The following is a 25,414-nucleotide window of genomic DNA, read 5'->3' as shown; positions in this document are numbered from 1 at the left end:
AATTAATTCATTCACAAATACGTGTTAAAAAGAACTCCTTATTTTCCTTCTCCTAATATTCCATTCATTATGGACTGTAATAATGACAAAATGATACTAAAGAATAAGGCGGTCCAAAAGGTATCTACACTAAATCCGCCCACAATTTTTGTACACAACAAAATCATTAATGCATTGATGACTAGTAAAAACAATCCTAAAGTAATAATGGTAACTGGCAAAGTGAGTACTACCAATATTGGTTTGATAAATATATTAAGTAACCCTAGAACAATGGCTACAATTAATGCTGTAGTAAATCCATTAACATGAACTCCGGGCATAAAGTTTGCAATTAGCAACACTAATCCCGAAGTGATAAGAATTTTGATCAGTAAATTCATAGAATTTTGTTTTAAATTTTTAATAAATGTAGTGAAAATTTAAATTATCTCGTTTCTTTCAAAAAAGAAGTCACTTTTTGATAAAACTCAGCTGGGTTTTCGGCATGAAGCCAATGCCCTACATTAGGAATCGTTTCGATGCTTGAATCTGGAAAATGTTTTTTTATGTTTTCAAAATCACTGTCCAAAATATATCTGGAATTTCCACCACGAATAAATAATGTTGGTTTCTCAAAAACGGAATTTTCGGGTAATGGCACACCTATTTCCTCTATTTTATTATTGAAAACTGCCAAATTGAATCGGAACGCCAATTGCCCCGGTTCTTGCCAATATAAATTTTTCATTAAGAATTGTCTAGTTCCAAAATCAGGAACAAACTGTTCCATAATTTCTTCGACATCGCCTCGGCTTGGTTTTTTTGAAAAATCAACGGCATTCAATCCCGCCAAAATATCCTGATGGTGTTGCGGATAAAATTTTGGACCAATATCAGCCACAATCAATTTATCTACTAATTCCGGATGTGTCGTTGCTAAAAGCATGGCTACTTTTCCGCCCATAGAATGTCCTATGATGTTGATGTTTGCTAAATTATGAGCTTGGCAATACTCGTAAACATCCTGCGCCATGATTTCATAACTGAACTCTTCTGAATGCAAGCTTCGACCGTGGTTGCGTAAATCGAGAATATGAACTTGAAAATCAGTCGCAAATTGCGTTCCGAGTGTTTTCCAATTATCAGACATTCCCAGAAATCCGTGAAGAATTAAAAGTGGCTTGCCTGAACCTTCTATTTTTGAAAAAAGCATATAATTTTAGATTTTAACGTTATAATTTAAATTACAAACCATTAAGAAACCAAGGTTGTTAAGTTTTACACTTTATCCATTTTAATTTCTTAATGTTTGAAAAACTATTTTAATTTTTGAAGATACATGTTCACCACATTATCTAATCCCAGATAAATGGCTTCAGAAATTAATGCGTGACCGATGGAAACCTCAAGCAATCCGGGAATGTTTTGTTTGAAAAACTGAATGTTGTCCAAACTCAAATCATGACCTGCATTGATTCCTAATCCAAGTTCATTCGCCAAAATGGCTGATTCTGTGTAAGGTAAAATTCCGTCTTGATTCCCTAAATTGTATTGATGTGCAAATGCTTCGGTGTACAATTCGATTCTTTCGGTTCCAATTTTTTTAGCCCCTTCGATCATTTCGAGAACAGGATCTACAAAAATGGAAGTTCTGATTCCGTTACGTTGAAACTCCTGAACGATTTCAGTTAAATAAGAAGTGTGTTTTATGGTATCCCAACCCGCATTAGACGTTATCGCATCAATTGCATCTGGAACTAGAGTTACTTGAGTCGGTTTTATTTCCAGGACGAGATCAATGAATGTTTGCTCTGGATTTCCTTCAATATTATATTCGGTGTAAACGACAGACTTTAAATCTCTGGCATCTTGATAGCGAATGTGGCGCTCATCTGGACGAGGATGTATCGTTATTCCTTCGGCACCAAACTTTTGAATATCGGCGGCTACTTTTAATAAATCAGGAACATTTCCTCCGCGAGCATTTCGCAAAGTAGCTATTTTATTGATGTTTACACTTAACTTTGTCATTAGAACACTTTTTGATTTTGATACTAGTATTTACTTGGAGCAAAAATACAAAGTAAAACTTAGGAGATTTTGCTTATTTTTGATTATTTTGCATGAAATATCGCCGATTGATTTATGACAGAAATTACAGAATATATTACCAATGACTTTAAAGCAATTGACAGCCTAGATTCTATTGCTGCTGTTCAGGACTTTTTTAGTGAATTACACTTTTCACATTTTCCAATTGTTGAAGAGGGCGTTTATATTGGCAGTATAGCATCCGAAGACATCGAGACTTTTGACAGTGATAAAAAAGTAGCGGATTATCGTTTTACTCTTGAAGGATTTTTCACCAGAACCAATACGATGTGGCTGGATGTTTTAGAAGTTTTTGCAAAAAACCACACCAATTTAGTTCCCGTTTTGGACGAAAATAATACTTATGTTGGCTATTATGAAATAGAGGACATTATGAAATTTTTTCATGAAACCCCTTTTTTAAAAGAACCTGGCGGAATCATTGTTGTTAAAAAAGGAGTTTTGGATTATTCTATGAGTCAAATTACTCAAATTATAGAAAGCAATAACGGAAAACTTTTAGGACTGTTCATCTCTGAAGCTGATGTGGATAGCGTAGAAGTTACATTGAAAATAACATTAGGAACTATGAATGAAATCATACAAACTTTTAGAAGATACAATTATGAAATCATATCAGAACATCAAGAAGACAATTACATCAATAATTTAAAGGAGCGTTCTGATTATTTAGACAAATACCTTAATATATAGTTGTCACTTTACCGATTATTTGTTTAATCGATTAAATGACAAAATAAGCCATCAACATTAAACGAGTAAACAAAATATGAAAGTAGCTATCTACGGTCAATATTATCAAAACAGTACAGAACCCATCATAAACGACATCTTTGTTTTTTTTAACAAAAATAATGTAGAGATGATTATTGAGTCTCATTTTTTATTGATGCTTAACGAAAGGAAGATTGTAGAAAAAAAATACAAAACTTTTACATCTCACACCGAACTTGACGATAGTTTTGACATGTTGATAAGCATCGGCGGAGACGGAACAATATTAAGAGCAGCTACACTAGTAAGAGATTCCGGCATCCCCATCTTAGGTATAAATGCAGGTCGATTGGGCTTCTTAGCATCTGTACAAAAGGAGAATATTGCCTCTTTCATGCAATTTATTATTGATAAAAAATATACGATTTCTAAACGTGCTCTACTGAGTTTGACCTGTTCACCACCAAATGAATCCGTTGACGCAATAAATTTTGCAATGAATGAAATTACGGTTAGCCGAAAAGACACCACCTCCATGATTACGATTGAAACGCACTTAAACGATGAATACTTGAATTCGTATTGGGCAGATGGTTTAATTATTTCAACACCTACAGGATCCACAGGATACTCCCTAAGTTGTGGCGGTCCAATTTTGACTCCTGATGTAAAAAGTTTGGTTATTACTCCCATTGCTCCGCACAATCTTACCGCAAGGCCCCTGGTAGTTCCAGATGAAACTGAAATTAGACTAAAAGTCTCAGGAAGGGAGGAATACTACTTAGTTTCCTTAGATTCCAGAGTAACCTCGATAAAAAACGAATCAATTCTGACATTAAAGAAAACTCCTTTTCAAATTAATATGGTCGAAATCCCAGGAGAAACATTTTTAAAAACACTTCGCAACAAACTACTTTGGGGAGAGGACAAAAGGAATTAAATCATTTTAATCAAACGCTATACGATTTTATCAATTTTTCTCGTTTTAGTAAAACAAATAGACATTTAGTGCGAGTTTAATAGTAAATTATTAAAAAAACGCACATTTAACTGAATGGGTATTGAATCGAATTGATAATTATTATATTTGCACGCAATTTTTGATTAAATGAACAAATTTTTCTATTTATTTTTATGCTTTTTCCCAGTGATGGCAACACATGCTCAGATACATGAAGTTGGTGTATTTATTGGTGGGAGCAACTATATAGGAGATGTTGGTCCTACTACTTATGTTTCGCCAAACGAGCCAGCTATTGGATTGCTGTATAAGTGGAACAAAAGCGCCAGACATGCGTATCGATTTTCTTATACACAATCAAAAATTGTTTCAAATGATTTAGATTCAAAAGAAGCTGGTAGAAACCAAAGAGGCTATCGTTTTGAAAACGGTATAAAAGAAGTATCTTTAGGTCTTGAATTCAACTTTTTTGATTTTAATCTTCATGAAGCTAGTACTAAAATCACTCCGTATGTACATTCTGGTATAAGTTATTTTAGACATGACGAATTATATGTATTGGATGGAGAAACTAGAAAAGATAAAAACACAGGTTCCTTTGCAATACCAATGACAATTGGAGTAAAATCAAACATTAGCCCTACTATAATATTGGCAGCAGAAGTGGGCGCAAGATATACTTTAACGGATAACATAGACGGGAGTAATCCAAAAAATAAAAATTTGGAATCGCTCCGATTTGGAAATATAAATAATAATGATTGGTATGTTTTTTCGGGAGTTACATTAACTTATACCTTTGGAAACAAACCCTGTTATTGTGTAGAATAAAAAAATGAATTTACTAGAAACTATCAACAAGAATAACTTGCCAAAACATCTAGCCATCATCATGGATGGTAATGGTCGTTGGGCAAAACAGCAAGGCCTTTTAAGAGCTTTAGGCCATGAAAGCGGAACAAAATCAGTTAAAGTAATAATCGAAGCCAGTGCAAAACTCGGTATTGAATTCCTTACTTTATATGCTTTTTCTACTGAAAACTGGAACAGACCAAAACTAGAAGTTGAAACTTTAATGAAAGTGCTTATCAACTCCTTGAAAAAAGAACTTGTAACACTCCAAAAAAACAACATCAAACTGAATGCTATCGGTAATTTAGAAAAATTACCAAAGTCAGCACAAAGAGAACTGCTTGATGTTATTGATAAAACAAAGGACAATACTCAAATGACTCTAACCTTGGCGTTAAGCTACGGATCAAGAGAAGAACTTGTCAATGCAGTAAGAAATATATGTAGTAAAGTTAAAAATAATATAATTTCAATAGACACTATTGACGATTCCATTATTAATGAGCATCTTTACACGCAAAATTTACCAGACGTAGATTTATTAATACGAACAAGCGGAGAACATAGGATAAGTAACTTTTTGTTGTGGCAGATTGCCTATTCAGAATTATATTTTACTGACATATTGTGGCCAGACTTTAAAGAAGAAGATTTATATGAGGCTATCATTAGTTATCAAAAAAGAGAACGTAGATTTGGAAAAACAAGTGAACAAATTAAATAATTTTTTAGTGTTACATAAAAACATAAAAATAGTCCTTACCGTATTAATTTTTGGAAGTTTTACTCAAATTAAAGCTCAAGAGAGAGTTCCTTTTGATCAAGGAAAAAAATACATCCTAGCCGATGTAGCTGTTGTTGGAGACATCAGTTTCAACTCACAAACCGTAGTTACTTTCTCAGGTTTACAAAAAGGACAAGAAATAACCGTTCCTGGTGAAGAAATAAGTGCTGCTATCAAAAAACTTGGTAAACTAGGACTCTTTGATGAAATTTCATTTTATATAAATAAAGTGCAAAATGATAGTATTTATCTTGATTTGAATATTGTAGAGTTACCAAAATTGAATCAAGTAAAATTTGTAGGTGTTAAGAAGACAAAAACTGAAGCTTTAATAAAAGACAATAGTTTAAACAAAGGCAAAGTAGTTAATGAAAACTTAATTACTACTACAAGAAATTACATCGAAAACAAATATAAAAAAGACGGTTTTTACAACACCAAAGTAAACATAAACACTGTTAAGGATACATCAACAGTGAATTCAGTGAATATGCTTGTCAGTATTGACAAAGGTGAAAAGGTGAAAATTCAAAAAATTGATTTTGTAGGAAACACGAAAATATCGGACAAAGCTTTGCGAAAAGCAATGAAAGATACCAAACAAAAGAATCCTATCAGAATTCTAAAAGCCTCAAAATTTATAAAAGACAAGTATAAAACCGATTTAGAAAAAGTAATTTCATCTTATAAAGAGAAAGGATATAGAGATGCTAGAATACTTTCGGATTCCGTTACTTTTGACAAAGAAAAAAATGCTTTATCCATAAAAATTAATGTAGAAGAAGGAAACAAGTATTACTTTGGAAACATTAAATTTTTAGGAAATACTGTATATACTGACCAAGGGTTAAGTAGAGTATTAGGGATAAAAAAAGGAGAGACCTACAATGGTGTCCTATTGCAAAAAAGAATTGCTGACGCCTCAAAACCTGATGGAGAAGACATTGATAATTTATATAAAAACAATGGTTATTTATTCTCTAATGTAAATGCTGTAGAAGTAAAAACAGCAAATGACACTATTGATTTTGAAATTAGAATCACTGAAGGTCCTATTGCGTATTTTAACAAAATTACAGTTGTAGGTAATGACAAAACCAATGACCGTGTAATTTATCGTGAATTAAGAACAAAACCTGGAGAAAAATACAGTAAAGAAGAGTTGGTAAGAACCATTCGCGAAATAGGGCAACTAGGATTTTTTGATCCTGAAGCGATTGATCCAAAGTTCAAGAATGTAGATTCAGGAGCTGGAACCGTTGATATTGAATACAATCTTGTAGAAAAAGGTTCTAGTCAAATAGAACTTCAAGGAGGTTATGGTGGCGGTGGATTCATTGGTACTCTTGGACTATCTTTCAACAACTTTTCTGCACGAAATATGTTCAACAAAGATGCTTACAAACCATTACCAATGGGAGATGGCCAAAAAGTATCGTTACGTTTACAAGCTAGTACCTTCTTTCAAACTTATAGTGTTTCATTTTCGGAACCTTGGTTTGGTGGAAAAAAACCGGTACAATTTAGCAGTTCAATATCATACAGTAAACAATTTTTGAATAATTTTGTTACACAAAGAGCTGATAAAACCAAAAGTTTTAATATCCTGACACTTTCTGTTGGATTAGCAAAAAGATTAACCGTTCCAGATGATTTCTTTGTATTGTCACAATCGTTAAGTTACCAACATTATGATTTAAATAACTACAATACTGGTCTATTTACTTTTGGAGATGGAACGTCTAGAAACTTTGCTTACACGGTAGGATTAACTAGAAGTAATAAAGGTGTCAATCCAATCTTCCCAATGTACGGATCAGAGTTTAGTATTTCAGCTAAATTAACACCTCCATATTCGTTACTAAATGGAGTTAATTATGCAACATTAGGAGATCAAGAAGAATATAAATTAAAAAACACAGTTGACAGACAAAATGTACCTGATGCAAACGGCAATATCGTTCAAATAGGTGATTATATTGACGCTAATGGCAACAAAGTAAATGACTTTAGTTTAGCAGCAGCAGACGTCAGCAAAGTAGATCAAGAGCGTTTTAAATTATTGGAATATTATAAAATAAAGTTTAAAGCAGACTGGTATACAAAAATTTATGGTAAATTAGTACTAAGAACGTTAACTGAGTTTGGTTTCCTTGGGGCATACAATCAAGACCGAGGCGTAGTTCCATTTGAACGTTTCTATCTTGGTGGTGATGGATTAGCTAATTTTTCTATGGATGGTAGAGAAACCATTCAATTAAGAGGATACCCTAACAACTCGTTAACTCCGGTAAATGAGGTAGGAGATCAAATTGGAGCAACAGTGTTCAATAAATTCTCCATGGAATTGCGTTATCCAATAACGTTAAAATCATCGGCATCAATTTATGCATTGGCTTTTATGGAAGCAGGATCATCGTTTAAGGATTTTAAAAGCTATAATCCTTTTGCACTAAATCGTTCTGCTGGAATTGGATTACGTGTATTTATGCCTGCATTTGGTTTATTAGGAATTGATTTTGGTCATGGTTTTGACAACTTGCCAGGACAAGCAAAAGCTAATGGATGGGAAACCCATTTTATCATTGGACAACAATTCTAAAAAAAATTGATTTTAAATTTTCTAATACAGTACCGTTATGAGAAAACAATTTTTATATCTATTTTTAGCGTTAGTCCTTGTACAAACAATTGACGCGCAAACCAGAGGAACAAAGCTTGGATTCATTGATATGGAATACATTTTGCAAAATGTCCCTGATTACACTGAAGCAAAAGCTCAATTAGAACAAAAGGCTGAAAAATGGAAACTAGAGATTGACACTAAGAAAATTGAAATCAATAAATTAAAGGAAGCCTTAAAAGCAGAAAGAGCTTTATTGACAAAAGAGCTAATTGACGAAAGAGAAACAGAAATTAATTTTCTTGAAACTGAAAATCTGGACTATCAACAAAAAAGATTTGGTGCCAACGGAGATTTGATGATACAAAAATCGATTTTAGTAAAACCAATACAAGATCAAGTATTTACTGCAGTTCAAGATATTGCAGAAAAATTAAAATATGATTTTATCTTTGACAAAACTTCTGACTTGACCATGTTATTTGCGGCAAAAAGATTTGATATAAGTGATCAAATTTTACGCACACTGAACAGGACCGAAAAAAGAGAACAGTTGACTAAAAAACAACAAAAAGAAGCAGAGGATCGGGAGACTAAAGAAGATGCATTGGATGAAAATCCAGAGTTAGCAGAGAGACAAAAACTCTTAGATGATAAAAAGGCAACAAGAGATAAAATCCTTGAAGATAGAAAATTGCTTCAGGAGCAAAAGAAAAAGGAGTTTGATGATAAAAGGAAACAAGTTATAGCCGACAGAGAAGCTAAAAAAAATGGCACGGTTTCTGCAAATGTTAAAAAAGATGGGACGGATACAGCAGCAAGCAATGATCCCGCTAAAGAGATTGCTAAACTAGCCGTTGAAGATGCCAAACAAAAACAAGCTGATGCAAGAGCTAAAACCTTAGAAGATCGCAAGAAAGTTTTAGAGGATCGCAAGAAAGCATTAGACGAGAAAAGAAAAAAAATACTAGAAGAAAGAGAAGCTATTAGAAAAGCTAAAGAAGAAAAATTAAAAGAAAATACAAACAAAAATTAATTATTAAATATTTTAAAAACGATGAAACAAATTAAAACTCTATTTATTGCTGCAATTTTTATTTTAGGAGCAAACCAAACCATTAATGCACAAGCAAAAACTGCTCATGTTGATGTAAGTGAGATTATGACAAAAATGCCAGCAATGTTAGATGCTCAAAAACAATTGGATAAATTGAGTACTACGTATGATGCTGACTATAAAAAAATGGTTGAAGAATACCAAGGAAAATTAAAAAAATACGAAGCTGAAGCTGCTACAGTTACTGAAGCCGTAAATGGTGAGCGTTCAAAAGAAGTTCAAGACATGCAAAAAAGAATTGTTGACTTTAGAGACAATGCTCAAAAAGAATTACAACAAAAAGAATCTGATATCGTAAAACCATTAATGGAAAAAGTAAGAGCTTCTATTCAAAAAGTAGGTAAAGCTAAAGGATTCCAATATGTTCTTGATGGTTCTAGCCTTTTACTTGCTGATGGTCCAAACTTGACTATGGATGTAAAAAAAGATTTAGGTTTCTAAAAAAAATAAACAATCGCAAAAACTGCTCATCCTTATCTTAGGCTTGAGCAGTTTTTTGTTTAAAATAAACTGTAGGAAATTCAAATTCCAGCATGTAACTTTGTTTTTATGAACAGCAATAATCAACCTATAGGAATTTTTGACTCAGGCATTGGCGGAACTTCCATTTGGAAAGCAATCCATCAATTGCTACCCAATGAGAAAACCATATATCTGGCAGATAGTAAAAATGCCCCTTATGGTCAAAAATCAAAAAAGGAGATTGTTGCATTGAGCATGAAAAATACTGATTTTCTTCTTGAAATGAATTGTAAATTAATTGTAGTAGCATGCAATACAGCAACCACCAATGCAATTCAAGAATTAAGAGCAAAATATGACATTCCGTTTATAGGTATTGAACCTGCTATTAAACCTGCTGCTACACATTCTAAAACACAAACAATAGGAATCCTGGCGACACAAGGCACATTAAACAGTGAACTTTTCAACAAGACTACAGAAAAGTACCAGGACACCAAAATAATTGAGCAAGTAGGTCACGGATTAGTCCAACTGATTGAAAACGGCGACATCAATTCCCCAGAAATGACGAAACTCCTTCACTCCTACCTGACTCCAATGATTGAAGCCAATATTGACTATTTAGTACTAGGTTGCAGTCATTATCCCTATTTGATTCCTCAAATAAAAAAAATTCTTCCAGAACACATTCAAATTATAGATTCTGGTGAAGCTGTTGCGAAACAAACACAAAATATATTACGAGACAAAGTAGGTTTTTCATCGGAAGAAAAAAGCAAACCTGTTTTTTACACGAATACAAACCCCAAAGTTTTGACTGAAATTTTAGAAAATAAATATATCGTTAAAGAAATAGAATTTTAAAAAAACTAATCTTCCTCTTTAAACCAACTCAAATACATCACATAATTATTCGAAATGCGTTCTATTTCACCCGCAAAATCAGATTGATCAATATCTTTCACTTTTTTAGCAGGAACTCCCGCCCAGATTGTACCAGATGCTACAACTGTATTTTGCGTAATGACAGCACCGGCAGCCACAATAGAATTGCTTTCGATAACACAATTATCCATTACAATTGCCCCCATTCCTATTAATACATTATCATGTACGACACAACCATGAACAATAGCGTTATGTCCAATAGAAACATTATTACCTATAATTGTTGGGTGCTTTTTATACGTACAATGAATTATTGCCCCATCTTGTATGTTGACTTTATTACCAATTGTAATAAAATTTACATCACCTCGGATTACGGCGTTAAACCAAACGCTACAATTTTCTCCAAAAGAAACATCGCCTACAATAGTTGCATTTTCAGCTACATAACAATCCTCAGGAATTGAAGGGGACTTACCATTAACAGATTTAATTAGCATGGAAAAAGAATAAAAAATTAATTAATTGCGGGGCAGTTGCAATCGTATTTTACAGGTTTACAAAACAAATCGATACCTAAAGTAATTTGGTGATAGCCACCATTATCAAATTTTACAGCTCCTGATAACTGAGAATACGTATAGGCAAACATAAATTTATCAAAGTTAAAGCCTACTATCGGAGTTATGTATTGCAGTTTTTGTTTAGAAACAGAATTTCCATCCAGGTACTCTGCACCATCAAAACTTCTTCTATAAGATAATCCACCCCAAAGCTTTCCAAAATCTAACGTCTTGTAGGCTTTTAGATTAATATCAATAGATTTTTCTTTGGTCTGATCCACCATTTGAAATAAAATAGAAGGCTCCCATAATATTTTGTCTCTGTCTCCAAAGATATAACCGGCACTCAATAAATATTTCCTTAAATTATCACTTTCATATTCGGTGTAAATATCTCGTCTAGTCTCTATGGCATTTTTTACTGTAGCATGAGCATAAAAATCCAAGAAGTTATAGGATGCTCCGATATCAACATTAAAATAAGAATCTTTCTGGACTACTGTCCCATCAATAATTGGATCAAAATCACCAGACTGCAGGAATTCTGTTTCGTCTAATTGGCTTTGAATTAATCCAGCGCTGATTCCAAAAGACAATTGATTTAAATCAATTTCATTTCTTGAAAACATTAAATGATAAGCATAACTAAATTTGACTCCTTTTTGGGAATGATATCCGTTTTTATCATTAAAAAGGATGATTCCTGCACCTGCTTTTTCCCCTACTCTTCCATTAAAACTTAATGTTTGAAGCTCTGGAGCATCCTCTTGATCAAACCATTGTTTGCGACCTGTCAATCTAATTTTGGCACAATTTGATGCACCTGCCATTGAAGGATGAATTAAGTAATAATTATCAGAAAGATAATCAGAGTAAACAGGGATTCCTTCCTGCGAAAAGGAATAAAAGGATATAAAAAAAAGAGCAGATAAAAATTTAATTTTATTATACATTTAATTACTTTTTAATAAGAATGAATAATTCTAAATCAATAAAAGTTATAGGGAAACAAGGCAAAAGCTTATTTAAAAATTAAACTAAAGTTAATTTATTCATTAAAAACTCAAATATAGTTATTCGTAGAAAATAACTTTAGTAAATTTGTAAAAATTTAAAAGTCATGAACAAAGTTAGCATAAAAGAAACACAAAACCCAACTATATTAAAGTTTGAATTTCAAGATTTTATAACCCAAAATGAAAGTTTTGAATTCAAAAACATTGACGAGGCCAAAACGTCTCCACTAGCGCAACAATTATTTTACCTTCCATTTGTAAAAACAATCTATATCTCTGGAAATTTTATTGCAATCGAAAAATATAGTATTGTTGAATGGGACGATGTCAAAGATGCCGTAGCAGAACAAATGGAAACATTTGTAAATAATGGCGGAACAATCATCACTATTGATGAAAATAAAACTAAAAAACAGCCTGTTACCGTTTATGGAGAAACCACTCCAAATCCAGCTGCATTGAAATTTGTAGTGAGTAAAATGTTGACTAAAAATGCTATCGAATTCAAAAACATTGATCAAACAGGTGCATCACCATTAGCAAAAGAACTTTTCAAGTTTCCTTATGTGAAAGAAATTTTCATTGATGAAAACTACATCTCGGTAACTAAATATGAAATAAATGAATGGCAAGAAATAACATTAGAATTAAGAAGTTTCATCAAGCAATATATTGAGAATGGCGGAACAGTTCTAGATGAAAATTTCATTCAGGCAGTTACAGCAGAAGAAGATACCAAAGCAAAAGAGTTTGATAATCTGGATGTGACTTCACAACAAATCATCAACATCTTAGAGGAATATGTAAAACCTGCAGTACAAGCTGACGGTGGAAATATTGCATTTGATTCCTATAACGAAACTGACAAGACCGTAAAAGTAATCCTTCAAGGAGCATGTAGCGGTTGCCCATCATCGACTTTCACTTTAAAAAGCGGTATCGAAAACATGTTAAAAAGCATGCTGAATGACGAAGGGATTAAAGTGGAAGCCGTAAACGCATAATTAAATATAATTAACTGATTATCTTTTATTTACAAAAAAAATAATGACTGTTTTAAATTGAAATTTTAAATAAAATAGGTATATTTAATCTTTAATTTAACAACTAGAAATTATGTCAGTATTAAAAGTAATTGAAGTGCTTTCCAGTTCAGATATAAGTTGGGAAGATGCCACTCGAAAAGGAGTAGCAAAGGCAGCTAAAACCATAAATCACATACGCTCTGTATATGTCAAAGACCACAGTGCAGCTGTAAGTGGAGGTGAAGTCACAGAATACAGAGTAAACCTAAAATTAACTTTCGAACTCGAATAGATTAATTTGACCCATTAATTTAAGCGTTTCTATTGAAACGCTTTTTTTATTTTAGAACTAAAACTTTTTGTAACAAGACGTTCTGGCATTAGTGATCAATGTATTCCCAAAGGATGATTTTGAACAGAACCAAAAACCTCCAGTATTACTTTTATCTTGATGCTTCAAAAATAAGAAAACAATCTTTTATGTTTATCAAAACTAGAAGCACTTGATACTAAATGCTGATTTTCAGTAAATTATTAATCATTTAATAAAGCAATCCAAGAAAAAATTGTTTAATATTGTAAGACTAATCAAATAAAAATACCATGGGACTATCTTCATTTTTTAAAAATTTATTTGGCTCAGCCAAAGAAACTGCCAGCGAATTAGCTGACAAAGCTGAAACTACTTTTGAACACGCAAAAGAGAATGCTGCTCCTTATCTTGAAAAAGCAGAAACATTTGCAGAAAAAACATTTGAAAAAGCAAAAGAAACCGCTACTCCTTATCTTGAAAAAGCAGAAACTTTTGTAGAAGAAACATTTGAAAAAGTAAAAGAAACTGCAGCTCCAATTATAGATAAAGTAGAAGATTTTGCTGGTCATACAAAAGAAACTGTTATAGAACATTCTGAGAAAGCAGTAGAATCCGTAAAAGAAAAAACTGCCGAAGCCACAGAAAAAGTGGAAGAAATAGCAAATGAAACTAAAACAATAGCTACTGATGCTGTTGAAACTGTTTCTGAAAAAACAAGTGAATTAGCAAATGACGGTGATGCAGACACCATTGAAAAAGCTAAAGAAACTATAAATAAAATAGAAGAAGACGCAGATTAATTTATAAAAAAATAATTTATTTGTATTTTTGTACTTCAAACTTAACCTTCTCTTTTGGGAAGGTTTTTTATTACATAAAAACAATGAATTTAAATCCAAATCAGTTAACAGATTATGCCAATACATTTATAACGGTATTGATTGATTATTCACCAAAATTTATTTCTGCCTTTCTCATTTTATTTGTTGGCCTTTACACCATTCGGCTTATCAATAGATTCATCCGGAAATTAATGATAAAAAGAGATTTAGACCCTACTTTGACAAAGTTTCTTGCTGATATTTTACTTTGGGTTTTGAGAGTACTCTTATTTGTTACTTTCATTTCAAAACTAGGAATAGAAACGTCATCTTTTGTGGCCATTTTGGGTGCGATGGGACTTGCAGTGGGGTTATCCCTTCAAGGTTCCTTATCAAATTTCGCAGGCGGTATGTTGATTATCCTCTTCAAGCCATTTAAAGTAAATGACACTATTGAAGCGCAAGGAGTAATAGGCACTGTTAGCGAAATACAAATATTTGTAACGAAGTTAATCACATCTAATAATCAAACTATTTTTGTGCCTAATGGCGCCTTATCAAATGGAAACATTATCAATTATTCGTTGCAAAAAATCAGAAGGGCTGATTTGACCATCGCTATATCCTATGATACAGATATTAAAAAAGTAAAGGAACTAATTACTGCAATTCTAAAAAACAATCCAAAAGTACTTCAAACTCCTGCTGCCGAAGTTTCTGTAAAAAACTTAACCGATAGCGCTATACAATTAGCAGTTAGACCATGGGCAACAAATGAAGATTTCTGGGGTGTTTATGCTGATACACTGCAGAGCTGCAAAGAAGCATTTGACAGCGCTGGAATTGTAGTCCAGCCTTATGTAAGAGAAGCAGTCAAAGAAAATTCTTAATTTAAAATAGCACCTTATTTCTTTGAAGTTGTAATCATAAAGTCTTTCAAATAATACGGTTCAAAATAAGCGACATCTACGGTGTCGTTTATTTTGAATTTTTCAAAACTTATCGCACTCATTTCTTTGGCAGAAGGGTATACAATTTCATCCAGGAATATATAATTTTCTTTATTCAAAACCGACTTGCATTTTTCGGAACAATCGCCAATAAAATAAAGTGTTCCCTCTAAATCCTCAAATGAATTTTCTGTTATTATTTCGGCTAGAACTGCTCTTTTCCGTTCGTAATTTGGCGCAAAAATAGCACTATACACTTCCATTCTTCGCGCATCAATCATGGGAATAATTAACCCATCTGAAAGGACAACTTGTGATGCCAAAGCTTGCAAAGTATCTACTGCTATTAATGGAACATCCAGTGCATAACACAAGCCTTTGGCAGCAGAAACACCTATTCGCAACCCGGTATAAGAACCTGGACCTTGACTCACCGCAATAGCAGATAAATCATTCCATTTTATTCCCGCTTCCTTTATAATTTCTTCTATAAAAACATGAAGTCGTTCTGCATGAGAATATCCTTCTTCTGCAATTTCTTTACAACAAATTGTTTTCCCTTCTTTTGCAAGAGCAATAGAACAGTTCTTGGTTGCAGTTTCTATGTTTAGTATATAGCTCAATTTTCAGGTTTTATTTTAAATTAAAAATCACAACCACAAAATTATATTTTATGATTGTGATTTCAAAACTGTTAGTACAGACAATTACTTTTTATTCTCTCCTTTTTTGTCTTTATCAGTAATTAAAGATACTTTATCACCAGAATTCAAGTCCTTCGAAACAGTACTGTAAGGACCAGCTATAACAACATCTCCTTTTTTAAGACCCGTTAAAACCTCTATATTTGTATCGTCTTGAATTCCAGTTTTGATAATTCTAATTTTAGCTTTATCTCCCACTTTCACAAATACGCATTCAAATTTCTTGTCACTTTTAGGCGCAGCTCCTTTTTGATCTTCATTAAGATCTTCTACTTTAATTTCTTTGACACTTGCCGTATCTGATTTGACAACAACAGAACTAATTGGCACTGATAACACATTTGTTTTTGTTTCTGTAATGATATCTACTGTTGCAGTCATTCCAGGTCTAAAAGGAGAATAAGTATCTGGTTTTCCTTCTAATAAATCTTGATACGATTCTTTAAGAATTCTCACTTTAACTTTAAAATTAGTTACCTGATCTGCTGTCAAGGCAGAACTAGCGGAGTTAGAAATGCTAGTTACTATTCCTTTAAATTGTTTTTTAAGATAAGCATCAACTTCAACATTAGCATCGTCACCTACTTTTATTTTCACAATATCATTTTCATTGACATCAACTTCAACCTCCATATTATTCAAGTTAGCCACTCTCAAAATTTCCGTACCAGTCATTTGTTGCGTTCCTAAAACACGTTCTCCTAGCTCTACGTTCAACATTGAAATTGTTCCATCTGCAGGTGCATAAATTGTAGTACGACCCAGATTGTCTTTGGCCTCATTTACAGTTGCCGATGCACTTTGAACATTAAAATAAGCGGTTTGCTTAGCTGCCTTTGCAACTTCATACGAAGCAATCGCTTTATCCCAATCTGACTTTGAAATAATTCCTTTTTCGAATAATGTTTTATTTCGGTCATAATTTGACTTAGATTCTTTGAATGAAGCATCTGCTTGACTCAAATTCGCTTTAGTACCTGATAAATTTGAAACAGAACGGTTGTAACCTGATGTATATAAATCCGGATTTATTTTAACCAATAAATCTCCTTTTTTTACTACTTGACCTTCTTTTACATTTAATGAAATAATCTCTCCTGATACCTCAGATGATATTTTAACTTCAATTTCTGGTTGAATTTTTCCGGTGGCCGATACTGTTTCAACAATGGTTACTGGATTAACTTGAGCAATCTCAACTTCAGTTCCCTTGTCCTTGTTCCCGATAACTCCAGATTTAGAAAGTGCTATTAACGCAACAATAAGTACTATTGCTCCACCTACTAGGATATAAATTGTTTTTTTTGACATAATAAATTAGTTTTTGATAAGTGGAATTCCAAAATAGAATTCTAGTATTTTAATTTTAAATATATAATCGTATTTTGTTCTAAGAACATCTGATTGTGCATTAGTTAATAAGGTTTGCGATTGATTAAAATCAAAAGAATTCATCAAACCTACAGTATACTTTTCTTTGGCATAGTCATACGCTCCTTGACGAGATTCAAGGGCTATAACCGAAGATTCATAAGCATTGAGTGCGCCTTTTGCATCTGCAAACGCTGTAAAAACATTTCTTTGTAAATCTAAATCTTGTTGTTCTACTGCAATTTTTGATCGTTCCAAACTTACTTTTGAACGCTCTACATTATTTCTAGCAGAAAATCCATTGAATACAGGAACTGATAGTTGAGCACCAAAGGACTGTCCTTTATTATCACTAAACTGATTAAAAAATGGCGCTGGACTTTTTGTACCTATCAAATTACCCATGCTATCAAATGCAGGAACATCTGCATAAGAAACACGACTGTTAAAACTATAAAATCCTTGTAAAGTAGGTTGAAAAGCTCCTTTGGCGATTTCCAAATTTTTCTGTGAAATTTCTAAATTGGTTCGTGCAATTTTCAATTCTGTTCTACCTTCTTTTGCTTTGTCATAAATAACTGAAGGTGATTGCGCCATAATATTATTCTCATCCTTAATATCAGTGTCATCTACAACATCAAAGTCTTCAAAATCTTTTAATTGTAGTAACTGAGCTAAGCTTAATTTTGAAATTAACAATGCATTTTCGGCAGTTATCACATTTTGATTGTTTGATGCCACAGTCGCTTTTATGTCTAATAAATCTCCACGCGGAATAGATCCCGCTTTCACTAATTCTTCAGAGCGCGCATATTGCTTTTCATTAATTCCCAATTGTTCTCTCTGTACTTTTAAATTCTCTTTATTAAAAAGCACTTGCAAAAAAGCATTTGCAACATTCAAGGCTACATCTTCCTGCATCTTTAATAATTGGTATTTAGCCGCAACAATTGAAAGATTCGCTTTACGCAAATTGTTTTGGTTTTGTAAACCTTTGTAAATATCCACTCCCACATTTGCTCCAGCAGAAGTAAATTGAGTAGTTTGATTACGCAAAAGCCCTGTTGTAATATCCTGATTCAAACCTATATTCCAAGAATGACTGGCGCTTGCGTTCAATGACGGTAGGAAATTACCAATCGCTCCTTTTTTATCAATGGCCGCGGTTTTTGTATCTAACTCGGATTGTTTGATGGAGATGTTATTTTGTATGGCGTACTTCACACATTCTTCTAAGGTCCATTTTTTAGATTGCGCTTGAATTGTAACGCCCCAAATTAGGATACTAATTAAACTAAGAAAACTTCTTTTTTTCATATATTTTTGAATAAAAGCGCAGTATAGCTGCAAAACAAATTTAACTTTTTCTTATAAAAATCTATGAAATAAAATTAAAATATTTAATTCACAAATCAGTTATAAAACAATTAGACATTAGTAATCAGCATTTGTTACAAAAATTCATAAAAAAAGAATTGTTTTACTAATTTTACCTCACCAAACTAAAATAAAAATGCATAAATATTCCCCAGCTTTACTTATACTTCTACTTACAGCCTTGATTACAAGTTGTTCTACAACAGATAAAATAGCCACTTTAAAACCCGAACCAGATGACGCTACCCCATTGGTTTATGAAAACACACCTTCCTTTATTAATCTACCAATTAGTGTAAAACTAAAAGATATTGAAAACCAAACAAACACACTCCTAAATGGACTCATTTACGAAGACAGTAACATTGAAGATGATGATATAGAAATGAAAATTTGGAAACTAGCTCCTATCACAATCAAAAATGATCACGGAGCGAATGGCCAAAAAATCATAACAGTCTTGCCTTTGAAAGCTGTTGTGAAATACCGAATTGGGACAAAGAAAATGGGCATCGAATTGTACAACACCAAAGAATTTAATCTTGACGGCATAGTAACTTTACTAAGTGATGTAGGCTTAACCAATTGGAAAATGAACACCAAAACGGAATTAAAATCATTGGACTGGAATGAAAGTCCTACGATGACTGTTTTTGGCAAAAACTTACCTGTTACTTATCTTATCAATCCGGGAATAAAACTTTTCAAGTCTACAATAGAAAAGAAAATTGATGATGCCATTGCAAAATCAATGGATTTCAAACCGAATGTTTTGTCTGCTTTAGAGAAAATCTGTGCGCCTTTTCAAATGAGTGATGCTTACGAAAGTTGGCTCCGAATTGTTCCTATCGAAATTTATTCAACTAATGCTAAACTGAAAAACGACACTTTTGTTCTAGATATGGGGATGAAATGTACAATGGAGACATTAATAGGAAAGCAACCCGAATCTAAATTTAATGCCAGTAAAATTATTTTAAAACCTGTATCTAAAATACCTGACGAAATAACCGCAAACATTGTTGCTATTTCTACTTATCAGGAAGCTTCAAAACTCATGACTAAGAATTTCACTGGACAAGAGTTTGGCTCTGGTTCTAAGAAAATAAAAGTTCAAAACGTAGCTATTTGGCACAAAAACGGAAAAATGATTATCGCTTTAGATGTTTTAGGTTCGGTAAACGGAACCATCTATTTAGCTGGTTACCCTCAGTATAATGACAAAACCAAAGAAGTATTTTTTGATCAATTGGATTATGCCTTAGACACAAAAAATAAATTAATGCGCACCGCAAATTGGCTAGCACAAGGATTAATTTTAAGAAAAATAGAACAAAGTTGTCGCTACTCTATCAAACCAAATCTTGAAGAAGGTCAAAAAAGCATGATGGCTTATTTAAAAAATTATTCCCCAATGCCAGGTGTTTTCGTAAATGGAAAAATGGAAGCTATTCAATTTCAAAAAATCCAATTGACAAATCAAGCAATCATAGCCTTTATAAAAGTAAAAGGAACTGTAAACGTGTCCGTTGATGGATTGAAATAAATTTATTTTTGTAAAAAAATTAACTTGATTTTTTCTTTTTCATTCTATAAATTGCATACCCAATTCCTGCAACAAGTAGATAGGGAATAATCATTAAATAAACGATTCCGTCATTTACCGCAGCCGCTTGTGTTGAATTTTCATTGCTCGTTAAAGCAGCACGACACATTGCACATTGTGCATTAATAGATAGCGGAAAAAGATTAAAAACAAGTATTAGCAATAAAGAAAAAAGATATCCTTTCCTATTGCTTTTTAGTTCTCCAGCAGCTTTAACCACTTTAAATTCGTTTCTTAAATTATTAGTAAACATAATACGGGGAAATCATTAGATAAACAATTACTCCTGTTACTGCCACATACAACCAGATTGGAAAAGTTATTTTGGAGATTTTTTTATGCTTGTCAAAATTTTGTGCCAAAGCTCTAACATAGGTTATTAAAACCATAGGAATGATGACAATTGATAAAATAATATGAGTAATTAAAATTACTAAATAAAAAACCCTTAAGGATCCTACGCTCAACTTTTCGGCATCCTCTAAAATAAGATTATGATTTGAATCCCCAAAAACAGCAGAAACTGAAGTCATATGATAGGCTACATACATCACTAAAAAAGCAACTGACAAAGCAATCGCCGAGGTCATCAACAACTCATGAAGTTTCCTTTTTCCGTTTTTAATAGCCACTACGGCTGCAATCAAAATAACAGCTGTGAGTCCATTGGTAGTCGCATAGATTGGCGGTAAAAAGGAAAGTGGGGCTACATTATATCCAAAATCTTTTAGTTTAACTCCAAACAGTATGGCAACCACAACGGGTATTAAAATTGAAACTGCTATAATGAACTTACTGAATCTCTGCTCTAACGAATTATTTTCCATTCTTATTCTTCTAATAAAATATTAATATCTTGTTGAATGTTTCGCACTCCCTTTTTATCCAAACCATCATAATATAAAATTGGATTTCCAAAATCATCATTTCTACAACGGATATTCCCGTTTTTATCAATCAATGCAAACAATCCTGAATGCTCGAAACCACCGGCAACTTTTTTATTTTCACCTGCATAAAGATTAAAACCTTTATTGGCTAAATTAAAAATATAGGCTTTGTCCCCCGTTAAAAAATTCCAATTTGAAGATTTTACTCCTAAAAGGCTAGCGTGTTCTTTCAAAACTTTCGCAGTATCGTGTTCTGGGTCAATAGTGATGGAGACTATCCCGAAATTAGGATTTCCAAAAAAATTCTTTTCTAAAACCAACATACTTTCATTCATTTTGGGACAAATGGTAGGACAGGTAGAAAAGAAAAACTCTAAAACATAAACTTTACCTTTGTATGTTTCATCAGTAATTTTTTTATTGTCTTGATTAACTAATTCGAATTTAGGTGCAGGACCTATTTTAATCAATTGTCCTTCTTTTGCAACAGCCTGATTAACGCTATCAAGTCGATCTCCTTGAATGACTTTATCATTTTTAATTCTTTCTACTATTTTTGGAATAGCGTATATCCCAAAAATCAAAATGACAAATGAGATTCCTATATATGATTTATTCTTGAACATAAGATATTAAATTTTTCTAGTTGCATTATTGTTCTTTTTAAGGGCTGCACGATATTCATAAAGTATTACTTTAAAATCATCTAACATTTCATTACTCAATTCCGCTGGGTGAAATGTACTATAACCCTCTTTAGCATCTTTCACAAGTTTTCGACCACGAAGATTTCGTTTTTTATCAATGATGTAAACTTTTGGTGTACCAGAATTCTCATCTAATTTTTCCACCAATTTTAATTGATTATAATACACATTAATCTCTTCCGTTGATGCAAACACAAAGCGCCATTGAGCCACATCAGTAAAAGCACCTAAAGCATCAAGCACTTTTTTGGCATCATTTTCAGTCCCTTTTGGACAAATCATCACAAACTGAACATCTTTGAACTCATGGTACCTTTGATAAATCTTTTGATTTAAGTTAAAAAGATTCCCTCTATTTTTTAAAAGCTCAGTACCCATAAAACCAAGAATCGTTACTTTACCATTCAAACTAACTTTTTGACCATCTAAAGATTGCCAATTTCCTAAATCAGCAGTATTTGGAGTTATTGTTGGTAGTTTAGTAAAACCGTTTACACCTGAAGCAAAGAAAAGATATGCAACAATAGGTAAAATAAAAAGAACGAAAAGGACACTATTTTTTTTCATTGTAATGATACTTATTAAAGTACAAAAATAAAAAAAGGTACGCAATGCGTACCCTCTTTTTGAATTAATATCTTGTTAAAAATTCCATTTTATAGTAGAATTTTTAAAAACCTCATAAATATAATCCCCTTCTGTCAAAAGAATGAAGAGTAAATATAATATCAGAAAGATTACTGGAAAAACAACTGCACTTCTTAAAGAACTTTTTTCACCTTCCATGTGCATAAATGCATATACAATATAATAGGCTTTAAAAATAGTAAGAGCATAGAATATCCAATTAAGTAAGTTCATACTTAAAAAATCATTCATAAAAAGAAAATCCGGTTTTAATATACCCAAATAAACTTCTACTACTGTAACGGCAGATAATATTCCGAAAACTTTCCAGATTCTACCTATGTTTGATACGTGTTCGTGTGACATGATAATTACTTTTGAAAATTAAACTAGATAGAAAACTGTAAATACAAATACCCATACTAAATCGACAAAGTGCCAATAAAGCCCAACTTTTTCTACCATTTCATAACTTTTTCTTTTCTCGTAGGTACCTAATAGCACATTAAAGAATATAATAATATTGATAATTACTCCAGAAAAAACGTGAAATCCGTGAAATCCTGTAATAAAGAAAAAGAAATCAGCAAATAATTTACTTCCGTATTCGTTTCTTGTAAGGTTTGCACCTTCCACTACGTAATGTGCTTGACTCAATCTCAACTCAGACTCTTCTCTAGAAAGAATTGTTTTTGTTTTCTCTTTGGTAATAACCTCAGTTCTAATTAAAAGTTCAGGATGTGCTTTGAAACCCGCTTGAACTTCGGCAACTGAATAAGAAGGTAAGCTAGGCTCATCCATGAACCATTTTGCTTTACTTCTTGTCAATTGTTCTCTTTCTTCAGGTAAAGTAGCAGCAAATTCAGCTAAAGCAACTCGTTTTCCGTCTTTATCCACAAACTGAAGTAAACTTCCTCCTTTTGTTTCAATAGCTCCGTATTCCCCTTTGATGAAGTTTTTCCATTCCCATGCTTGAGATCCTACGAAAATCAAACCACCGATAATGGTTAAGAACATGTAAAGAACTACTTTGTTCTTTTTCATTTGATGACCTGCATCAACAGCCAAAACCATTGTTACAGATGAAAAAATCAAAATAAAAGTCATTAATGCCACATAGTACATCGGAGCAGATACGCCGTGCATAAATGGGAAGTGAGTAAACACTTCATCAGCCAATGGCCAAGTTTCAATAAATTTAAATCGAGAAAAACCATACGCGGCTAGAAATCCAGAGAACGTTAAAGCATCTGATACGATAAAGAACCACATCATCAATTTGCCATAACTTGCTCCCATTGGCTCATTGCCGCCTCCCCAAGTTTTTTCTTCACTATTTGCAGTAGTAACTGTCGCTTCCATAAAAGTTATTCGTTAAAAAGTTCCCAAATTTACGTTTTTTTCTTATTTAAAGAAATATAAAAACAAAAACAAATAAACCCACAATAAGTCAAGAAAGTGCCAGTACATTGCACCTAGTTCAATTCCAAGGGTTTGAGATGAATTGTATTTTTGTTTAAAATGATTATAAATTATAATTAGAAGTGAAATCACGCCACCAGCAAGGTGAATCAAGTGCACAACCGTAACAACGTATAAAAAAGTAGTGGTTATTGAGCTTCCACTTCCAGTGAAATAATACCCATTATCCACTATTTGTCCAAATCCTACGAACTGTAAAATTACAAACAATATTCCTAGAACTAATGTTGTCAAAAGAAAAATTGTCGTTTTACTTTGATCGTCTTTCTTAATTGCTTTTTTAGCCAAATGGAAAGCAACACTACAACCTATAATTGCAGCAGTGCTATAATAAAATGCTATTGGCAATTGAAAATCCTTCAACCAGTCTGCTCTAGATTTACTCACTACAAAAGCACTGGTAAGACCAGCAAACATCATCGTCATACTTACCATTGCAAACAATAAAATCAACTTGTATGATCTGTCTGTTCTGGATTTTTTCTCCTCTGTTGTCATTATCATCTCCATAACTATCTTAAAAATTTATCAAATATATAAACCAATTGTAATAATGTAATATAAGAAACGCTAACTAGCATTAAAGTTCTGGCCGCTTTTGCAGTTCTTAATTTATACAATCGAACAGCATAAAAAAGCATCCATAATCCCAGTAAAAATACAACAATAGCAGCGATTGGAGTCATGAATAAACGCCCAGTATATCCCAAAACTGGCAAAAGTGATGCTAAAATCAACCAAACCGTATATAGAATAATCTGCAATGCAGTTCCTTTGTCTTTTTTACCTGTAGGCAACATAAAAAAACCAGCTTTCTCATAATCTTCATACAAAAACCATCCAATAGCCCAAAAATGTGGGAATTGCCAAAAAAACTGAATTAAAAACAAGGTCCCAGCTTCTATTCCAAATTCTCCCGTAGCTGCAACCCAACCCAACATGAAAGGAATTGCTCCTGGAAAAGCTCCGACAAAAACAGACAATGAAGTCATCGTTTTCAAAGGAGTATAAACGCTTGTATATAAAAATATTGAAATGGCGCCAAACATAGCGGTTTTTGGGTTGATGGTATAAAGCAACGCTATTCCAACAATTGTTAAAAAACTCGCAATAATCAAAGCGATAGGTTGAGACATCCTGCCTGCTGGAACGGGACGATTTTTCGTTCTATCCATTAAAGCATCCAAATCTTTTTCAATAACCTGGTTAAATGCATTTGATGCACCTACCATACAATAGCCCCCAACTGCTAACTTCAATAAAATCATCCAGTCTAACGAATGCAAATCATAAATCCCAAGCATGAATCCTGCAATAGACGAAAACACCACACTGATCGCTAAACGCGCTTTAGTGATCTCTCGGAAATCAATATAAATGGATTTTAGTGAAAATGTATTTTGTGTTGCGTTCAATACTTAGAGTTTGTTTGTTTCTAAAAACTTTTGCAAAAGTAGTGCATCA

29 protein-coding genes are annotated in these 25,414 nt (G+C 32.8%); 13 read left to right on the top strand and 16 right to left on the bottom strand.

The window, feature by feature from the left end:
- Positions 1–38: 38 nt before the first annotated feature.
- The 3 genes from V5J73_RS02050 to V5J73_RS02040 all read right to left on the bottom strand — a co-directional run bounded on the left by V5J73_RS02050 (position 39) and on the right by V5J73_RS02040 (position 2,013).
- Positions 39–383 (bottom strand): phage holin family protein, encoded by a 345-nt coding sequence (locus V5J73_RS02050; RefSeq protein ID WP_338647265.1) that lies wholly within the window; start codon positions 381–383, stop codon positions 39–41.
- 44 nt (positions 384–427) lie between these two features.
- The gene (locus V5J73_RS02045; RefSeq protein WP_338647263.1) at positions 428–1,195 is read right to left on the bottom strand and encodes an alpha/beta fold hydrolase; all 768 of its coding nucleotides are present in this window, start codon (positions 1,193–1,195) and stop codon (positions 428–430) included.
- Between the two features lie 104 nt (positions 1,196–1,299).
- The gene (locus V5J73_RS02040; protein WP_338647261.1) at positions 1,300–2,013 is read right to left on the bottom strand and encodes a pyridoxine 5'-phosphate synthase; all 714 of its coding nucleotides are present in this window, start codon (positions 2,011–2,013) and stop codon (positions 1,300–1,302) included.
- 114 nt (positions 2,014–2,127) lie between these two features.
- On the opposite strand from V5J73_RS02040, the gene V5J73_RS02035 reads away from it, so the two are divergent.
- The 8 genes from V5J73_RS02035 to murI all read left to right on the top strand — a co-directional run bounded on the left by V5J73_RS02035 (position 2,128) and on the right by murI (position 10,474).
- The gene (locus V5J73_RS02035) at positions 2,128–2,787 is read left to right on the top strand and encodes a CBS domain-containing protein (RefSeq protein ID WP_338647260.1); all 660 of its coding nucleotides are present in this window, start codon (positions 2,128–2,130) and stop codon (positions 2,785–2,787) included.
- Between the two features lie 76 nt (positions 2,788–2,863).
- Positions 2,864–3,748, top strand: a complete 885-nt coding sequence (locus V5J73_RS02030) for an NAD kinase (protein ID WP_338647259.1) — start codon at positions 2,864–2,866, stop codon at positions 3,746–3,748.
- 168 nt (positions 3,749–3,916) lie between these two features.
- Positions 3,917–4,600 (top strand): type IX secretion system protein PorG, encoded by a 684-nt coding sequence (gene porG / locus V5J73_RS02025; protein ID WP_338647258.1) that lies wholly within the window; start codon positions 3,917–3,919, stop codon positions 4,598–4,600.
- 4 nt (positions 4,601–4,604) lie between these two features.
- Positions 4,605–5,345 (top strand): isoprenyl transferase, encoded by a 741-nt coding sequence (locus V5J73_RS02020; protein WP_338647257.1) that lies wholly within the window; start codon positions 4,605–4,607, stop codon positions 5,343–5,345.
- On the top strand, positions 5,278–8,007 hold the full coding sequence (gene bamA / locus V5J73_RS02015) for an outer membrane protein assembly factor BamA (protein ID WP_338647256.1): 2,730 nt from the start codon (positions 5,278–5,280) through the stop codon (positions 8,005–8,007). The genes V5J73_RS02020 and bamA overlap by 68 nt, the downstream gene beginning before the upstream one ends.
- Positions 8,008–8,044: 37 nt before the next feature.
- Positions 8,045–9,064: an OmpH family outer membrane protein gene (locus tag V5J73_RS02010; protein ID WP_338647255.1), complete on the top strand. Its 1,020-nt coding sequence runs from the start codon at positions 8,045–8,047 to the stop codon at positions 9,062–9,064.
- 21 nt (positions 9,065–9,085) lie between these two features.
- Entirely contained in the window at positions 9,086–9,586 is a 501-nt protein-coding gene (locus V5J73_RS02005) for an OmpH family outer membrane protein (RefSeq protein ID WP_282714453.1), read from the top strand.
- A 108-nt stretch (positions 9,587–9,694) separates the two neighbouring features.
- Positions 9,695–10,474 carry a glutamate racemase gene (gene murI, locus V5J73_RS02000; RefSeq protein ID WP_338647254.1) on the top strand — a complete coding sequence of 260 codons (780 nt, stop codon included), beginning with the start codon at positions 9,695–9,697 and terminating at the stop codon, positions 10,472–10,474.
- Positions 10,475–10,479: 5 nt separating this feature from the next.
- Here murI and V5J73_RS01995 read toward each other — a convergent pair whose 3' ends face one another.
- Entirely contained in the window at positions 10,480–10,998 is a 519-nt protein-coding gene (locus V5J73_RS01995; RefSeq protein WP_338647253.1) for a gamma carbonic anhydrase family protein, read from the bottom strand.
- A gap of 17 nt (positions 10,999–11,015) precedes the next feature.
- The gene (locus V5J73_RS01990) at positions 11,016–12,014 is read right to left on the bottom strand and encodes a PorP/SprF family type IX secretion system membrane protein (RefSeq protein ID WP_338647252.1); all 999 of its coding nucleotides are present in this window, start codon (positions 12,012–12,014) and stop codon (positions 11,016–11,018) included.
- A 167-nt stretch (positions 12,015–12,181) separates the two neighbouring features.
- Between V5J73_RS01990 and V5J73_RS01985 the strand changes: the two genes are divergently transcribed.
- From V5J73_RS01985 to V5J73_RS01970, 4 genes are all read left to right on the top strand, one after another.
- A complete protein-coding gene (locus tag V5J73_RS01985; protein ID WP_099714336.1) occupies positions 12,182–13,081 on the top strand; it encodes a NifU family protein in 900 nt (299 codons plus the stop codon).
- Between the two features lie 112 nt (positions 13,082–13,193).
- Positions 13,194–13,394, top strand: coding sequence for a dodecin family protein (locus V5J73_RS01980; protein ID WP_131915003.1), 201 nt, complete (start codon positions 13,194–13,196; stop codon positions 13,392–13,394).
- Between the two features lie 311 nt (positions 13,395–13,705).
- Positions 13,706–14,215: a YtxH domain-containing protein gene (locus tag V5J73_RS01975; protein WP_338647251.1), complete on the top strand. Its 510-nt coding sequence runs from the start codon at positions 13,706–13,708 to the stop codon at positions 14,213–14,215.
- An 83-nt stretch (positions 14,216–14,298) separates the two neighbouring features.
- On the top strand, positions 14,299–15,126 hold the full coding sequence (locus V5J73_RS01970) for a mechanosensitive ion channel family protein (protein WP_338647249.1): 828 nt from the start codon (positions 14,299–14,301) through the stop codon (positions 15,124–15,126).
- A 14-nt stretch (positions 15,127–15,140) separates the two neighbouring features.
- On the opposite strand, the gene tsaB is transcribed toward V5J73_RS01970, so the two are convergent.
- The 3 genes from tsaB to V5J73_RS01955 form a co-directional block, all read right to left on the bottom strand.
- On the bottom strand, positions 15,141–15,809 hold the full coding sequence (tsaB, locus tag V5J73_RS01965) for a tRNA (adenosine(37)-N6)-threonylcarbamoyltransferase complex dimerization subunit type 1 TsaB (protein WP_338647246.1): 669 nt from the start codon (positions 15,807–15,809) through the stop codon (positions 15,141–15,143).
- Between the two features lie 84 nt (positions 15,810–15,893).
- The gene (locus V5J73_RS01960; protein ID WP_338647245.1) at positions 15,894–17,201 is read right to left on the bottom strand and encodes an efflux RND transporter periplasmic adaptor subunit; all 1,308 of its coding nucleotides are present in this window, start codon (positions 17,199–17,201) and stop codon (positions 15,894–15,896) included.
- 6 nt (positions 17,202–17,207) lie between these two features.
- The gene (locus tag V5J73_RS01955; protein ID WP_338647244.1) at positions 17,208–18,578 is read right to left on the bottom strand and encodes a TolC family protein; all 1,371 of its coding nucleotides are present in this window, start codon (positions 18,576–18,578) and stop codon (positions 17,208–17,210) included.
- A 196-nt stretch (positions 18,579–18,774) separates the two neighbouring features.
- On the opposite strand from V5J73_RS01955, the gene V5J73_RS01950 reads away from it, so the two are divergent.
- A complete protein-coding gene (locus tag V5J73_RS01950) occupies positions 18,775–20,184 on the top strand; it encodes a DUF4403 family protein (RefSeq protein WP_338647243.1) in 1,410 nt (469 codons plus the stop codon).
- A 19-nt stretch (positions 20,185–20,203) separates the two neighbouring features.
- Here the strand turns inward: V5J73_RS01950 and V5J73_RS01945 are convergent, their stop codons facing one another.
- From V5J73_RS01945 to cyoE, 8 genes are all read right to left on the bottom strand, one after another.
- Entirely contained in the window at positions 20,204–20,497 is a 294-nt protein-coding gene (locus V5J73_RS01945; protein WP_338647242.1) for a hypothetical protein, read from the bottom strand.
- A complete protein-coding gene (locus tag V5J73_RS01940; RefSeq protein WP_338647241.1) occupies positions 20,487–21,071 on the bottom strand; it encodes a DUF420 domain-containing protein in 585 nt (194 codons plus the stop codon). Before V5J73_RS01940 ends, V5J73_RS01945 begins: the two co-directional genes overlap by 11 nt.
- 2 nt (positions 21,072–21,073) lie before the next feature.
- A complete protein-coding gene (locus V5J73_RS01935) occupies positions 21,074–21,760 on the bottom strand; it encodes an SCO family protein (RefSeq protein ID WP_338647240.1) in 687 nt (228 codons plus the stop codon).
- A gap of 6 nt (positions 21,761–21,766) precedes the next feature.
- The gene (locus tag V5J73_RS01930; protein WP_338647239.1) at positions 21,767–22,408 is read right to left on the bottom strand and encodes a hypothetical protein; all 642 of its coding nucleotides are present in this window, start codon (positions 22,406–22,408) and stop codon (positions 21,767–21,769) included.
- Between the two features lie 75 nt (positions 22,409–22,483).
- The gene (locus V5J73_RS01925; RefSeq protein ID WP_131914990.1) at positions 22,484–22,834 is read right to left on the bottom strand and encodes a cytochrome C oxidase subunit IV family protein; all 351 of its coding nucleotides are present in this window, start codon (positions 22,832–22,834) and stop codon (positions 22,484–22,486) included.
- A gap of 18 nt (positions 22,835–22,852) precedes the next feature.
- Positions 22,853–23,830 carry a cytochrome c oxidase subunit 3 gene (locus V5J73_RS01920; protein ID WP_338647237.1) on the bottom strand — a complete coding sequence of 326 codons (978 nt, stop codon included), beginning with the start codon at positions 23,828–23,830 and terminating at the stop codon, positions 22,853–22,855.
- Positions 23,831–23,872: 42 nt separating this feature from the next.
- On the bottom strand, positions 23,873–24,460 hold the full coding sequence (locus tag V5J73_RS01915; protein WP_338647235.1) for a cytochrome c oxidase subunit 3: 588 nt from the start codon (positions 24,458–24,460) through the stop codon (positions 23,873–23,875).
- Between the two features lie 2 nt (positions 24,461–24,462).
- Complete coding sequence (gene cyoE / locus V5J73_RS01910; protein ID WP_338647233.1) at positions 24,463–25,365, bottom strand: heme o synthase; 903 nt, start codon at positions 25,363–25,365, stop codon at positions 24,463–24,465.
- Between the last annotated feature and the right edge of the window lie 49 nt (positions 25,366–25,414).

The sequence above is a fragment of the Flavobacterium sp. KS-LB2 genome (assembly GCF_036895565.1).
Lineage (GTDB): Bacteria > Bacteroidota > Bacteroidia > Flavobacteriales > Flavobacteriaceae > Flavobacterium.
This window is presented reverse-complemented; position numbering and strand designations above follow the sequence as displayed.